Origin of the sequence: Mammaliicoccus sciuri, assembly GCF_002901825.1 — a bacterium.
Lineage (GTDB): Bacteria > Bacillota > Bacilli > Staphylococcales > Staphylococcaceae > Mammaliicoccus > Mammaliicoccus sciuri.
In genome coordinates this window covers 165,299-178,932 of sequence record NZ_PPQD01000028.1, presented here as the reverse complement: position 1 = coordinate 178,932, position 13,634 = coordinate 165,299, and the positions used below count along the sequence as shown (strand labels likewise).

Genomic DNA, 13,634 nt, shown 5'->3' with positions numbered 1-13,634 from the left:
ATTTTATGTTCTCCTTAAAAATTTATTTATTAATAATTGTCAATATTTAATGTAGTTTGATATCATTCAATATATAAAATAACATATTGAGAGGAAATTATTATGGCAATAGGTATTGATAAATTAGATTTTTACATCCCAAGTTTTTATGTAAGTATGGACGATTTGGCAAATGCTCGTGGAGTAGATCCAAATAAATTTAAAATAGGTATCGGTCAAAATAAAATGGCCGTTAATCCAGTAAGCCAAGATATTATATCAATGGGTATTAACGCAGCTCAAGATATTTTATCTGAACAAGATAAAAAAGATATCGACATGGTGATTGTAGCGACTGAATCGGGAATCGACCACTCTAAAGCAGCATCAATAGAGATTCATAACCAATTAAATATTCAACCATTTGCACGTTGTATTGAAATGAAAGAAGCGTGTTACTCAGCTACAGCAGCTATCCAACTTGCTAAAGACTTCTTATCTAACAATCCGAGTAAAAAAGTACTTGTAATCGCATCTGATATCGCACGTTACGGATTAAATTCAGGTGGAGAACCTACACAAGGTGCAGGAGCAGTCGCTATACTATTGAGTCATAATCCTAGAATTTTAGAATTAAATGACGATAGCGTTGCATATACAAATAATGTATATGATTTCTGGAGACCAACATCTGAAAAATATCCTGTCGTAGATGGTGCTTTATCAAAAGATGCATACATTGAATCATTCAACACAGTTTGGAATGAATACGCTAAACGTACAGGTCATGAAGTAAATGATTTTGAATCATTCTGTTTCCACGTTCCATTTACTAAAATGGGCGAAAAAGCCTTCAAGACTATTTTAAACGAAAACGTAGAAGATTCAATTAAAAACAGATTAATGGATGCATATCAAGATTCTGTACTATGGAATAGAGACGTAGGAAATATTTATACAGGTTCATTGTATTTAAGTTTAATTTCTTTATTACAAAACCATACATTCCAAGCAGGACAAGAAGTATGTCTATTTAGTTATGGTTCAGGTGCAGTAGCTGAAATATTTAGTGGTTCAATCGTAGATGGTTATGATAAAGCGCTAGATAAAGAAAAACACTTAGACATGCTTGCATCAAGAGAACAATTATCTGTAGAAGAATACGAAACATTCTTTAATAGATTTGATAATCAAGAATTTGACTTCGAACGTGAACTCAGACAAGATCCATATTCAAAAGTATACTTACACAGTATCGCAGATCACATTAGAACATATAAAACAGAAGAGTAATAAATGAAGCCTAGGACATCACTTAAGACGTCCTAGGCTTTTGCTTTTTGTATTAAACTTTTTCAATATATTGATCTTCGTGTTCGACATCTTTACCGACTGGTTCCCATTTAATATAAGTAGTAATGATTAGCCCAACTATAGGCACTAATGCTAATAGCAGCATTGTCTTATTTAATCCTAAGTTAGCTAATATAATTGGAAAAATAAATGTACCAAACATACTACCGAATCTACTCACGGATTCTACAAAGCCTGTTCCTTTACCTCGTAGAATTGTAGGGTATGAAAGGGCGGCAATTGCTTTACCTTGAGTTCCTGGTCCACCTGAATGTCCAAATAGGAAGAATGCCACCATTAACGCAATCAACCAAGTATAGGTATGTCCATAAAATAAACCTATAATAATCATGGCTGTCCCTACAATGCTAAACCCAGCAATTGTTAATTTACGTGCGCCGTATTTTGTTGTGAGTAATGCACCAGTTAAACCACCAATGATACCCGCGATATTAATGATTGCAGTACCTGATAAGGATTCGATTTTGTTTTCTCCGATTATATAAATTGCGATTAAAGGAATATATAGACCGATTGCATAGTACTGCATACCTTGTAATGTTGCAATGGAAGTCGCTAATATTGTTCTTTTACGATAGCGTTTATTAAACAATGTACGTAAAGGATTTTTAACTTCTGTTTTACTAAATGATTCATCTTCACCTTTATTAGGTTCGATATTCACATTGATGTTGTAGTTCTTCTCGAGTTCTTTACTCGCTTCTGTTAAGGTTTTATTTTTCATTGACCATGATGGGCTTTCGCTTAAATAAAATAATCTTAAAACGAGTATAATCGTTGCGAACACTGCGCCGAGTGCTACGGAATAACGCCATAACCAAGCACCGGTACCAAGAGAATATAACAAAATAACGATAAGAGCCGAAGATACAACGGCGATATACCAAACGACTTGCCAATAGTTTACGTTACGGCCTTTATCTTTTTTATTACTGATTTCTGCTATAAAAGTAAAAGCAACTGGGCTATCCATACCAATTGCAAATCCCATCAATAATCTGAAACATAATAAAATAGCTGGTGCAGGTGATAACGCAGCCCCAATTGCCCCAATGATTAAAGAAATCAATGAGACAGATAGAATTAATTTACGACCTAATTTATCGGCGTAAAATCCACCAATTGCAGCACCAAATAATGCACCGAATGGCATTGCTGTCATAATGAATGATAAGTAAGTCGGAGAAAGTTTGAATTCTTGAGTAAGTTGATCAGTCGCTGTACCTAAAATTGTTAAATCATAAGCATCTAAAAATATTGTGCCTAATACGATAATTAATAATAGTGACGTACGCTTTGTCGTCTTACGTTCGTTCACATAATCGATAATATCCTGTTTCGTATGTATTGTAATTGTTTCACTAGCCATAACCATACCCTCCTTAAAAAATCTATACACATTTTGTTGGCAATAAACAGACCAATAATGTGATAATACAGGTATGCTGATTCTACGGATGTTTGTTGTAAATATATACCCTAAGAATCAAAAAATTAACAATTTAAAAATAAAAAGCGCAAGGAGAGGTAATATGCTAACAATATATGGACATAGAGGATTACCAAGTAAAGCTCCAGAAAATACAATAGCATCTTTTAAAGCAGCTTCAGAAATAGAATGTGTAAAATGGCTAGAGTTAGATGTTGCCATTACAAAAGATGAACAATTAATCATCATTCATGATGACTATTTAGACCGTACAACAAGTATGTCCGGGGAAATAACAGCATTAAACTATGAAGAATTAAAAGAAGCATCAGCAGGATCATGGTATGGTGCGAAATTTAAAGATGAACGCTTACCAACATTCGATGATGTGATAGAAATAGCAAATGAATATAACATGAACTTAAATGTAGAGTTGAAAGGCGTCACTGGCGCGAATGGACTCGCTCTATCTAAAAGTATGGTAAAGCAAGTTAAAGAAAAATTAGCAAACTTAAATCAAAATCAAGAAGTACTCATATCAAGCTTTAACCTCGTACTCGTTAAACTAGCAGAAGAAATCATGCCAGAATATAAAAGAGCAGTCATCTTCCATACGACATCATTCAAAGAAGACTGGAGAACATTGTTAGATTATTGCAATGCGAAGATAGTGAATACAGAAGATGCCAAACTCACAAAAGCAAAAGTAAGAATGGTCAAAGAAGCGGGTTATGAATTAAACGTTTGGACCGTAAACAAACCAGCACGCGCAAACCAATTAGCAAACTGGGGCGTTGATGGGATATTTACAGATAGCGCAGATAAAATGGTGCATTTGTCTGAATAGCAGAGACAAGACTATCCTTTATAAATTATAGGGTAGTTTTTTTATGTAAAATTTTAAATCGTAGCTTTATTACATTTGATAACGTAACAGTGTTATGTTATATTATATAAAAAGGAGGATATCATGGACATACAATTAATTAGTAAAAAAGAATTATTAGTAGAATGTGGTATTACTTACGGACAGTTATATAGGTGGAAACGAAAGGAACTTATACCTGATGATTGGTTTATAAGGAAGTCGACTTATACAGGACAAGAGTCGTTTTTTCCGAGAGAAAAAATATTGAAAAGAATTAGTGATATTCAAAAATATAAAAATACGTATTCACTAGATGAACTCGCAGAAATTTTAAATAAAGATGATACACCAAAAGATGAAAAGAAAATCAATAATGAAAGTCTTATACAGAAATGGTCTGATTATTTTAAACAAGAAATTGGGGAAGATTTGCTTAATTCATATCCTGAAGATGAAGCGGTATATGCAGGTGTCATATTAAATGATGTGATGAATCAGAATATATTATCTTTAAGTGAACTGATAGAACTGAGAGAGTTCTTAATCAATAGAGGGACGTTAAAATTTAATGCAGAGCTATATATTAATCGTAAATTAGGGTTAGCATTTTATTTCATAGTAGAGAAAAATTCACAAATTATGTTAGAAGACAATGTAAAGACAATTTACAGCACACATATAGAGACATTATTTAAATAAGAGGAGGAGAATAAATGGTACAATCAATCGAAATAACTGGGAAAAACACAATCGAAGGTGGCACTTATAACGAGATTAATATTAAAGGTATGATTAAGATTCTTAAAGACGTTAAAGCCAATGTTGTAAATATATCAGGTAAAGGGTTCGCGCACGGTGAATTTAATGCGAAAGAAATGATTTTAAGTGGCAAATTTAATGCAGATAAACTAGTAGAAATAGATGATATTTCATGTTCAGGAAAGATAGAAGTAGAAGAAGACTTAAGGTTTCAAAATTTCGATATATCCGGTTTTGTAACCATTTTAGGTAATTTGGTTGGAGGAGACCTTAATATAACCGGTAAATTATCAGTGGATAAGGAATGTGAAGTAGAAAATTTCTATACGTCAGGAGTTGTTAAAATTTTAGGTTTATTAAATGCTGATGACATAGAAATCAAAGTTTATGATCACTCCTATATAAAAGAAATCGGTGGTAACACAATAAGCATAGGTAATCCAAAATCACCATTAAATTTATTTAGATCAGGTAAATTTTTAGAAAGTAATTTAATCGAAGGAGATAAAATCGATATAAACTACGTCAAAGCAAAAGTAGTAAGAGGAGGAGACATTGTCATTAAAGATAATGTTGTAGTGGATAAAGTAGAATATAGTGGAGAATTAACAGTTTCACCAAAAGCAAAAATAGGAGAGACTATAAAAATATAAACTACTAAACACTAGGTTTTTCAAAACAAAAACAGAGGTAAGTCTTCCGTATTAGTGACGGTAGTCTTACCTCTGTTTTATTAATGCCATGGATTATAAAACCTACTGCCATTGATAAAGAATAATGCAATCGCTACTGCGACAAAGCATATTACAATAACAATGGTCATATAATCTTTGAATTGATATGGTTCGCTTACATACCATGTTCTTTTTTTATGTTTACCAAACTGTCTAAGTTCCATTGCTGTACTGACAGTATCAATGCGTTCAATACTTGAAAATATTAGAGGCATTACAATTTGTGATACGCCTTTAAGACGTTTAATGATACTTGCTTTTTTAGACATTTCATAGCCTCTTGCTTGTTGTGCTTGTGATATTTCTAGATATGTTTCTTGGATATCAGGAATGTATCTTAATGTTAATGCTACGGCATAACTGATTTTATAATTAACACCTATACGATTTAAGCTTGCTGCAAAGTGGCTAGGGTTTGTTGTTAATAAAAATACAAGTGTTAAAGGAATGGTACATACATATTTTAATAATAGATTAAACAAATAAAATAATTCTTGAGTTGTTAAAGTAAATCTTCCAACACCTGACCATAATTCTGTTCTAACACCATAAAGGCGGACGCCGTATTCAGGGTCAAATAAGTAAACGGCGATAACATTGATTACTGTGAAAAAAGCGATAAATTTAACAACAAAACTAACTTGATACCATTTAAGTTGAGAAACTTTAAAAAGAATCAGAGAACAAATACTTACTATAATCAAATAACGTGTATCATAAGTCATCATTGCAGAAATTGATAGTAATAAAAAGAAAATGAGTTTTGCTGTTGCGTTTATATAATGTATAGGGCTATTTCCTGGATGATAGCCTAGTGTATTAAACTCATTCATGATTTTCTCACCTCTTTATCAAATTCTATGAATGTTCTCACGAAATTTTGAGGAGATGTAATTTGAGCACGTTGCGCAAGTTTATATAATGATGTTTGTCTCAGAGCCGCTTGCTCACATAGCTTTTGATCTGCTAATACTTTTATTGGAGTAGTGTCAGCAATTATCTTGCCGTCAGAAATAACAATAGTGCGTTCTGTATATTCAGCCAGTAAATGCATATCATGCGTTATCATGATAATTGTTTGTCCATCCTCGTTTAAGGATTTTAAGAAAGTCATCATTTCCGTGTAATGATAATAATCTTGTCCTGCTGTTGGTTCGTCTAAAATGATGATTTCTGGATTTAGTACAAGTATAGATGCGATTGTTACACGTTTTTTCTGTCCATAACTCAATGCAGAAATTGGCCAATTTCTGAAAGAGTATAAACCACATGTTTTTAAAATATTAAAAACGCGTGTTTTAATCTCAGCCTCATCTATGTTTCGGAGTTTTAAACCTAAAGCAACCTCATCAAAAATCATCTTTTCTGATATCATATGATTTGGATTTTGCATGACATAACCAACATGTTCAGAACGTTCGCTGATTGAAAGTTTATGGAATGATTCGTTGTTCCAAAACATTTTTCCTTTAGTATGTATAAACCCACAAATTGCTTTTGCTAATGTAGATTTGCCTGCTCCGTTATGTCCCACAATACTTAACATTTCTCCAGGATATATATTGAGATTTATATGATTTAATATTTTTCCACTCGTGCGATTATATTGATAATTAATATCCTCTAAAGTTAATAAAGGTTTATATTGATTGTATTGATTTTGAGGGACAATTTGTTCAGATTGCCAATTTTTGATAGCATGTTTAATTTCACTATTTGTGGATACTTCATTAACATTAGCGAAATTTATTTTTTCTTGAATAGGTATTTGAGTGTATTTCACAGCTGATGCGTATAAAGGTTCTCTAATACCACATTCATTTAAATAGTTGCTACGTAATAGCTCATTAGGTGTTAAATCTGCATAAATCTCTCCATCTTTAAATAAGATGACGCGATCAAAAGTGTCATCAAGTGCTTCTTCTAAGCGGTGTTCTACCATAATCATAGTTGAATCTGTATATTGATGTAACTCTTCTAAAAGTTTCATTGTTTGGTAGCCAGAATGAGGATCTAGATTTGCTAGAGGTTCATCAAGTACTAAAATAGGAGGCTGATGTATGAGTACGCCACCTAATGAAACACGTTGTTTTTGACCACCTGACAAATCTTGTGGACGTTTATTTAAATGTTCCACAATATTGACAACTTTAGACCAGTGGTGGACATCTTTATGCATGTTTTCTTTATGAACATTATTGTTTTCTAACATAAACGCCATATCTTCAGCAGCTGTTAATCCAATAAACTGACCATCTGTATCTTGAAGAACCGTTCCTACTATATTTGAACGTTCATGAAAAGTACCTTCTTTAGCGTCTTGTCCATTAATAGTAATTTGACCAGTTAAATCACCTTCATACTTAAAGGGAATGAGTCCATTTATACAGTTTACAAAAGTCGATTTACCACTACCTGAAGCACCAACTATGAGCACTTTTTCGCCAGGATAAATATTAATATTTATATTGTGAAGTGTTGGTTCTGATTGGCTATAATATTTGAAATTAACATTTTTAAAGGTAATAATCGGTTTAGCCATTGTTAATCTAATCCTTTCTCAAGCTGCCTTTTTGTACTTGAGTTGATGCATAAGCTTTTATAAGTAGTGTACCAATAATTCCTACTGATACAATATTTAATATTGTAGAAATGATACCTTGAGTAAATACTTTATTAGCCGGTTCACTATAGATTAAAATATCTAAAATTGGTGCGATTAAACCCCAACATACGATATTTCCAATAATAATAGCAACTATAAAATATAAAATGCCTTTTTTACTAAATTGACCAGTAGCTAAATTAATTTTTTGCCCAATCCATCCGTAATAAAAACCAATAATTCCTGAACATATTACCCAACTCCACCAAGCACTACCATAAGTCGTGAAGTCTTTAACTGCGTGACCAATAAGTCCAATCATAAATCCAGCAAATGGACCAAATATAACAGAAATTAAAGCTAAAAATGCATAAGATGTTTCTAAGTTAGTGTTTGGGAAGCCAGTTGGAATTACAACAAACCTACCTAAAATAACAAAAACTGCTGCACCAATACCTATTGCTACGATAGTTTTAACAGATATACCTTGTTTATTCATGATATATTCTTCCTTTCATTATAAATTGAATGATACTTTCGATAATTGGATTGTCCATTCTTTACCTGTTCCGATATGATATAGTTTTGAAAATGAATCTTGGTTAACGGCAATACCGATGTTAACAAGTGAATTAACATAGACAAGTGGTTCTCCGATATTTACATCAGCAAATGAACGTACAAATTTAATAATATTTTGATACACTTTATTCTCATTGTGGAAAATAGACACCATAATTTGATCTCCGTGTGAATAATTTGCTTCTTTTAGATAGTCTAAAGGAATATTTGTCCATAAAGAACCAAATCTTATATCTAATACATCAATACTACCACTTAAAATATTATTTTCGTTTTTAGCTTCAATAATTTCTAATTGTTTAATGGAATCAAGTTCAATAGGGTGCCCAAGTTCATTGAAAGTAATTTGTTTTGAAGCGAGTCTTGCGCCATTATAAGCATATACATCTCTCCCGTGAAATGTATGACTTTCCTCAGAGTGAGGTAAGCGGCTTTTAACTTCATCAATTGCGATTACTTTTTCAATACCTTCGTAATATTGAATATGACTTAATGACCCGTTATCTGGTGTAATAATATAATGTCCAGATTTAGTTAAGCATGCAATACTTCTTCTATCACTTCCAACTCCCGGATCTACCACTGAAACAAACACCGTGCCTTTTGGCCAATATTTAACAGTTTGATATAAACGATATGATGCTACCCATATATCATATGGTGGGATATTGTGCGTTAAGTCACTAATTTCAATATCATTGCTTACTGTATGAGCAACACCATACATAGCACTTACTGCACCATCCTCCAATCCAAAATCAGATTGTAATACTAAAAAATTTCCCATAATAATCCTCCCGATTTTCTTTTTAAATATTCAGAATTATATAAAAACATTACGCGCAATACCACTAAATGTCAATACAAAGTTGAGAAATTTACTATGTTTTAAAGGCTTTTAGTTTATCAGCTTTTTACTATATAAAAAACCACCACTTTTCGTTGTTAGAAAAGTGGTGGCAATATATCCTACATCATTGCTACTTTTAATAAATCTAGCACGCCGCTTGATGATCCTGGGAATGCAAAGATGAGTTGGTTGAGGTCTTTGGCTGTTAGTTTTTGGTTAACGATAAATGTGAGTAGGTTAATTAAGTTTGCTGCATCGTCTGCGTAAATTTCTGCGCCTACGAGTTGTTTGTCTGCGTTTAATATAATTGTCATTTCCGCTTCTGTTTCGTTTTTATATTCAAACACCATTTGTTTACCGAATGGAATGTCTTTTATTGTATATGCTTCGCTTTGCTCTGCATCTTTAACTGTAACACCTATTTGTGAAAGTCTTGGTAATGAGTATAATACTGATGGTATTGCTGGATATTGAATTGGGTTTGGATTGATACCTAATATATGAGTCGCGATGTAGTTAGATTCAAATGTTGCTGTTGGTGTTAATTTAGGGATTGTTTTATCTAATACATCTCCGCTTGCATATATGTTGTGTATGTTTGTTCTTAAATAATCATCAACTTGAATACCTTTTTCACTATATTCGATGCCTAATTCGTCTAGTCCTATATTTTGTACATTTGGTTTACGTCCAGTAGCATCTAGAACATAGTCAGTATCAACGCTAAGTCCTGATTCTGTTGTTACGTGATAACTGCTACCAGTTTGTTGTACAGATTGAACATTTTCATTTAAATGGAATTGTACGCCTTCTGATTCAAGTTTATGAATTAATTTCGCGATGTGCTTTTCATTAAATCCATCTAATGGTTTATCTGTATGGTGGATGACATGAACTTCAGCACCTGATTTAATTGCGATTGAAGCGAATTCGATACTAATAATACCAGCACCAATAAATGTGATGCTATTTGGCATTTTATCTAAAGATAAGAAGTCACGACTATCATGTGTTAATGCGCTACCTTCTATATCTAATTTATTACTATGTTGTCCTGTTGCAATGACGATGTTTTCAGCTTGAATAGGCGTACCTTCAACATCAACCGTATGAGCATCTACTAATTTACCGGCACCCATTATAACTTCAATACCTTGTTGTTCAAACATAGATTTAAGCGTATTGGAAAGGGGATTTATGACAGCTTTCTTATATTGCATCAAGTTCTTCCAGTTTACGTGTAATTGATCAGATTCAATAATTTGAGGATAATGACTAGCTTCTTCTAATACTTCATAAGGTCCTTCAAGTAAGATTTTGGCATTACAACCGTAATTTGTACATGTACCAGCTATCGTGTCTTTTTCTATAATGGCTACAGATTTGCCTGCATGTTTTAACGTTAACGCAGCGTGCCATGCAGCATGTCCACTTCCTATAAATACAACATCAAATTTTTTCATAGTTTATCACCTTTTATATGTTATTTATTTAATTGCTTTCTTAAAGTTGCTTCTAATTGATCCATAATGTCTTTCGTTTGTTTGTATAAGTCTAAATTCATATCTTCTGATACACATCTAGAGATAGCATCGTAAATAGGTTGCTTTTGATCTTTCCCTTTTTGAGTTAACGAAACAATTAATTGTCTTTTGTCTTGGTCTGATTTTTGTCGAGTGACCCATCCTGATTGTTCTAATCTTTTAAGTAGTGGGGTAAGCGTGTTGCTTGAAAGGTCCAATTTATGACCAATTGAATGTAATGTTTGAGGATTTTCCTCCCATAATGAAAGTAAGACTAAATATTGTGAGTAAGTTAAACCAAATGACTTAAGCTCTTTTTCATAAAATTGGGCAAATAATCGACTTACATTATATGCTGAGAAACATACTTGATTGGCTAGTTTCATATTGTAATCCATAAAATACTCCTTTCTATCGTGTGCGATTGATTATATATTAAACTATCGTGCGCGACTAATCAAATGTGGTGCTCACAAATTGAAAAAAGGTACTAGAATTGATAACTTGTAATTAATACAAAGTAAAGATTGTCCTTTTACAGAAATTGTAATAATATAAATTTAAAGATGAACATGTAGTCGTGGAGGGATGGTTGTGAGTGAAAATCATGACAAAGATATTAACGAGGAAATAGAGAAAGAATTGCTAGAATATCTAGAGAATAAAGACGAAATTGAAGCAGCAAAGCCTAAAAAGAAAAAATATATGAGCATGGTATTTCTATGCAGTTTAATCATTGCGTTGCTATATATTTCTAGAATTGTTATGAATATTTTTTAAAGACATAAAAACAGAGCAGCATCCAAACGCGGATGTTGCTCTGTTTGTTTATTTATCAATACGATACGTTTTCTTACCGTTATCATATAAATCGTCATACACTTTTCCAGATATTTTGGCATTGTAACTTGCCATGCCTTTATCTTGTACATCTTTCACATTAATAGCCATCATTATATTTGGATTATCTTTATCATATGAAATGAACCAACCTATTTGTTGTCCTGTCTCACCTTGTTTCATCTTGAGTTCAGCTGTACCTGATTTACCAACTAAGTTGGCATATGATCTATAAATATCTTCTCTATGTGTTTTGTTCACGACTTGTTGCATACCGTCTGTTAACAATTTAATATTTTCCTGGGAAATGATGTTCTTCTTCCAGACTTTATTTTTCGTATCTTTGAGTACATGTGGTGCATTCACATTACCTTTGTTCTCTAATGCGCTGTATATTGAAAGAATTTGAACAGGATTGATTAATATTTCACCTTGGCCATAACCTGAGTCAGCTAACAATATTTCATTATCTAAGTTCTTATTTGAAATTTGTGCATTGTAGAATGGATAATCACTCGGGATATCTTCACCAACACCAAGGCGTTTCATTCCTTCTTCGAATTTTTTGCTGCCTAATTCAAGTGCAACTCTCGCAAAGAAGATATTATCTGATGATTCAATAGCTTGTTTTAAGTCGATATCGGCATTCACAACTTCGTATCTTGTAACGTTGTAGTCACCCCAAGATTTATCTTTTTGCCAACCTTTTCCATTAATTTTATAACTTGTTTTGCCGTCTAATGTCTTATTGTTTAAGCCAATCATGGCTGTTAATATTTTTTGAGTCGAACCTGGTGATGTCGTAATTTGGAACTTATTAAGGAGTGGCTCTTTATCATCTTCAGTTAATTTCTTATAATCTTCATCGCTCATTCCATTCATAAATGGATAAACATCATAAGATGGCGTGCTGACAAGTGCTAAGAGTTCACCAGTTTGTGGATGAATAGCAGTCCCCGAACCGTAGTCATCTTTCATGTTGTTATAAATACTTTTTTGGACTCTAGCATCAATGGTTAATTTAATATCTTTGCCGTCTATTTTCTTTTTCTCTATTAATGTATCAATAACTTTATTATTATCATCAATTATTGTGACACGGTATCCGTCTTTATTTTGAAGGTCTTTATCGTATAGTTTTTCGATACCTTTTTTACCAACGATGGCATCCTTTTTATAACCTTTAAATGCTTTTTGCTTCAATTCTTCTGAATTAATAGGGCCAACATATCCAAGTAAGTGCGTTGTTGCTTCTTCAAGCGGATACTGTCGACTTTCTGTTTCCTGTGATGTGAGATGATACTTTTCAACAAAATTCTTTAAATCTTGATTCATATCTTGAACAGTCTTGAGAGGGACGAATGTATCATCTTTAACCCAATCCTGTTCTGTTTGCTGTTTAATATACGATTCTGAAAGGTCTAACTTTTCAGCGATTGCTTTGTAATCACTTGTGGAAACATTATTAGGAACAATACCAACTTCATGTGTTGTTCCTGTAGTGGCTAACTCTACATTGTTCCTGTCTAAAATCTTACCTCGTTCTGATTTCAATGGTTCAATATTGATGGATTGATTTTTCTTCATGCCTGGAATAATGGCATTTTGATTCCAATCCAATTTCCAATCTTTATCTTCTTTAATAAAGTTTAATTTAACGTCACGATTAATTTTGCCGTAATTCGTTTGAAGTTCATACTTTGCTGTGACTTGTTTTTTGTTTTTCGAAACCTTTTTGATATCACGATCTTTAATGTTGATATCTTTGACGCCGAGACTGTCATAAATCTTAATAGGGCGGTCTGTCATTTCTACTTCACCATTATCGTTTTTAGATTGGTAAGTACTATTTTTAAAGACTTGCTTAACGTTTTTATCTTCAATGGCATCAATTGTTTCGTTTATTTTCTTATCTTTAGATGCATAAAAGAATACGCCTGAACCAACAGCGATGATTACAATCACGATGGCGATGATTAATTTTTTCATAAGAATCCTCCCAGAATTAGGACTAAGAATGAGTGTTTTAGTTATTCAAGTTGTGAATACAAATATAACATAAATAATCAATTTACCCTTATTATGAAAGTT

The 13,634-nt window shown here is 32.6% G+C and carries 13 protein-coding genes; 5 read left to right on the top strand and 8 right to left on the bottom strand.

What is annotated here, in order from left to right; translation table 11 throughout:
* Positions 1 to 102 precede the first annotated feature (102 nt).
* Positions 103 to 1,272, top strand: a complete 1,170-nt coding sequence (locus CD035_RS09575) for a hydroxymethylglutaryl-CoA synthase (RefSeq protein ID WP_048540453.1) — start codon at positions 103 to 105, stop codon at positions 1,270 to 1,272.
* 52 nt (positions 1,273 to 1,324) lie between these two features.
* Here CD035_RS09575 and CD035_RS09570 read toward each other — a convergent pair whose 3' ends face one another.
* Entirely contained in the window at positions 1,325 to 2,722 is a 1,398-nt protein-coding gene (locus CD035_RS09570) for an MFS transporter (protein ID WP_048540454.1), read from the bottom strand.
* Positions 2,723 to 2,885: 163 nt separating this feature from the next.
* Here CD035_RS09570 and CD035_RS09565 point away from each other — a divergent pair, with 163 nt between their 5' ends.
* From CD035_RS09565 to CD035_RS09555, 3 genes are all read left to right on the top strand, one after another.
* Positions 2,886 to 3,629, top strand: coding sequence for a glycerophosphoryl diester phosphodiesterase (locus CD035_RS09565; protein ID WP_048540455.1), 744 nt, complete (start codon positions 2,886 to 2,888; stop codon positions 3,627 to 3,629).
* A gap of 123 nt (positions 3,630 to 3,752) precedes the next feature.
* Positions 3,753 to 4,349, top strand: coding sequence for a DUF4004 family protein (locus CD035_RS09560; protein ID WP_048540456.1), 597 nt, complete (start codon positions 3,753 to 3,755; stop codon positions 4,347 to 4,349).
* 14 nt (positions 4,350 to 4,363) lie between these two features.
* A complete protein-coding gene (locus CD035_RS09555) occupies positions 4,364 to 5,062 on the top strand; it encodes a hypothetical protein (RefSeq protein WP_048540457.1) in 699 nt (232 codons plus the stop codon).
* 80 nt (positions 5,063 to 5,142) lie between these two features.
* Here CD035_RS09555 and CD035_RS09550 read toward each other — a convergent pair whose 3' ends face one another.
* The 6 genes from CD035_RS09550 to CD035_RS09525 all read right to left on the bottom strand — a co-directional run bounded on the left by CD035_RS09550 (position 5,143) and on the right by CD035_RS09525 (position 11,101).
* Positions 5,143 to 5,976, bottom strand: a complete 834-nt coding sequence (locus CD035_RS09550) for an energy-coupling factor transporter transmembrane component T family protein (protein WP_048540458.1) — start codon at positions 5,974 to 5,976, stop codon at positions 5,143 to 5,145.
* Positions 5,973 to 7,685, bottom strand: a complete 1,713-nt coding sequence (locus tag CD035_RS09545; RefSeq protein WP_048540459.1) for an ABC transporter ATP-binding protein — start codon at positions 7,683 to 7,685, stop codon at positions 5,973 to 5,975. Before CD035_RS09545 ends, CD035_RS09550 begins: the two co-directional genes overlap by 4 nt.
* Before the next feature lie 7 nt (positions 7,686 to 7,692).
* Positions 7,693 to 8,247 (bottom strand): ECF-type riboflavin transporter substrate-binding protein, encoded by a 555-nt coding sequence (locus tag CD035_RS09540; protein WP_048540460.1) that lies wholly within the window; start codon positions 8,245 to 8,247, stop codon positions 7,693 to 7,695.
* Between the two features lie 18 nt (positions 8,248 to 8,265).
* Positions 8,266 to 9,117: an SAM hydrolase/SAM-dependent halogenase family protein gene (locus tag CD035_RS09535; RefSeq protein ID WP_048540461.1), complete on the bottom strand. Its 852-nt coding sequence runs from the start codon at positions 9,115 to 9,117 to the stop codon at positions 8,266 to 8,268.
* A 182-nt stretch (positions 9,118 to 9,299) separates the two neighbouring features.
* On the bottom strand, positions 9,300 to 10,643 hold the full coding sequence (locus tag CD035_RS09530; RefSeq protein ID WP_048540462.1) for a dihydrolipoyl dehydrogenase family protein: 1,344 nt from the start codon (positions 10,641 to 10,643) through the stop codon (positions 9,300 to 9,302).
* Positions 10,644 to 10,663: 20 nt separating this feature from the next.
* Positions 10,664 to 11,101 (bottom strand): MarR family transcriptional regulator, encoded by a 438-nt coding sequence (locus CD035_RS09525; RefSeq protein ID WP_048540463.1) that lies wholly within the window; start codon positions 11,099 to 11,101, stop codon positions 10,664 to 10,666.
* A 196-nt stretch (positions 11,102 to 11,297) separates the two neighbouring features.
* Between CD035_RS09525 and CD035_RS09520 the strand changes: the two genes are divergently transcribed.
* Positions 11,298 to 11,483 carry a hypothetical protein gene (locus CD035_RS09520; RefSeq protein WP_025907530.1) on the top strand — a complete coding sequence of 62 codons (186 nt, stop codon included), beginning with the start codon at positions 11,298 to 11,300 and terminating at the stop codon, positions 11,481 to 11,483.
* A gap of 48 nt (positions 11,484 to 11,531) precedes the next feature.
* Here CD035_RS09520 and mecA1 read toward each other — a convergent pair whose 3' ends face one another.
* The gene (gene mecA1, locus CD035_RS09515) at positions 11,532 to 13,532 is read right to left on the bottom strand and encodes a PBP2a family beta-lactam-resistant peptidoglycan transpeptidase MecA1 (RefSeq protein ID WP_048540464.1); all 2,001 of its coding nucleotides are present in this window, start codon (positions 13,530 to 13,532) and stop codon (positions 11,532 to 11,534) included.
* Positions 13,533 to 13,634 lie beyond the last annotated feature (102 nt).

Excerpts from the sequence above, each read along its gene's own strand:
- CD035_RS09575 (WP_048540453.1), top strand. The coding sequence starts at position 103 with ATGGCAATAGGTATTGATAAATTAGATTTTTACATCCCAAGTTTTTAT.
- CD035_RS09570 (WP_048540454.1), bottom strand. The coding sequence starts at position 2,722 with ATGGCTAGTGAAACAATTACAATACATACGAAACAGGATATTATCGAT.
- CD035_RS09565 (WP_048540455.1), top strand. The coding sequence starts at position 2,886 with ATGCTAACAATATATGGACATAGAGGATTACCAAGTAAAGCTCCAGAA.
- CD035_RS09560 (WP_048540456.1), top strand. The coding sequence starts at position 3,753 with ATGGACATACAATTAATTAGTAAAAAAGAATTATTAGTAGAATGTGGT.
- CD035_RS09555 (WP_048540457.1), top strand. The coding sequence starts at position 4,364 with ATGGTACAATCAATCGAAATAACTGGGAAAAACACAATCGAAGGTGGC.
- CD035_RS09550 (WP_048540458.1), bottom strand. The coding sequence starts at position 5,976 with ATGAATGAGTTTAATACACTAGGCTATCATCCAGGAAATAGCCCTATA.
- CD035_RS09545 (WP_048540459.1), bottom strand. The coding sequence starts at position 7,685 with ATGGCTAAACCGATTATTACCTTTAAAAATGTTAATTTCAAATATTAT.
- CD035_RS09540 (WP_048540460.1), bottom strand. The coding sequence starts at position 8,247 with ATGAATAAACAAGGTATATCTGTTAAAACTATCGTAGCAATAGGTATT.
- CD035_RS09535 (WP_048540461.1), bottom strand. The coding sequence starts at position 9,117 with ATGGGAAATTTTTTAGTATTACAATCTGATTTTGGATTGGAGGATGGT.
- CD035_RS09530 (WP_048540462.1), bottom strand. The coding sequence starts at position 10,643 with ATGAAAAAATTTGATGTTGTATTTATAGGAAGTGGACATGCTGCATGG.
- CD035_RS09525 (WP_048540463.1), bottom strand. The coding sequence starts at position 11,101 with ATGGATTACAATATGAAACTAGCCAATCAAGTATGTTTCTCAGCATAT.
- mecA1 (WP_048540464.1), bottom strand. The coding sequence starts at position 13,532 with ATGAAAAAATTAATCATCGCCATCGTGATTGTAATCATCGCTGTTGGT.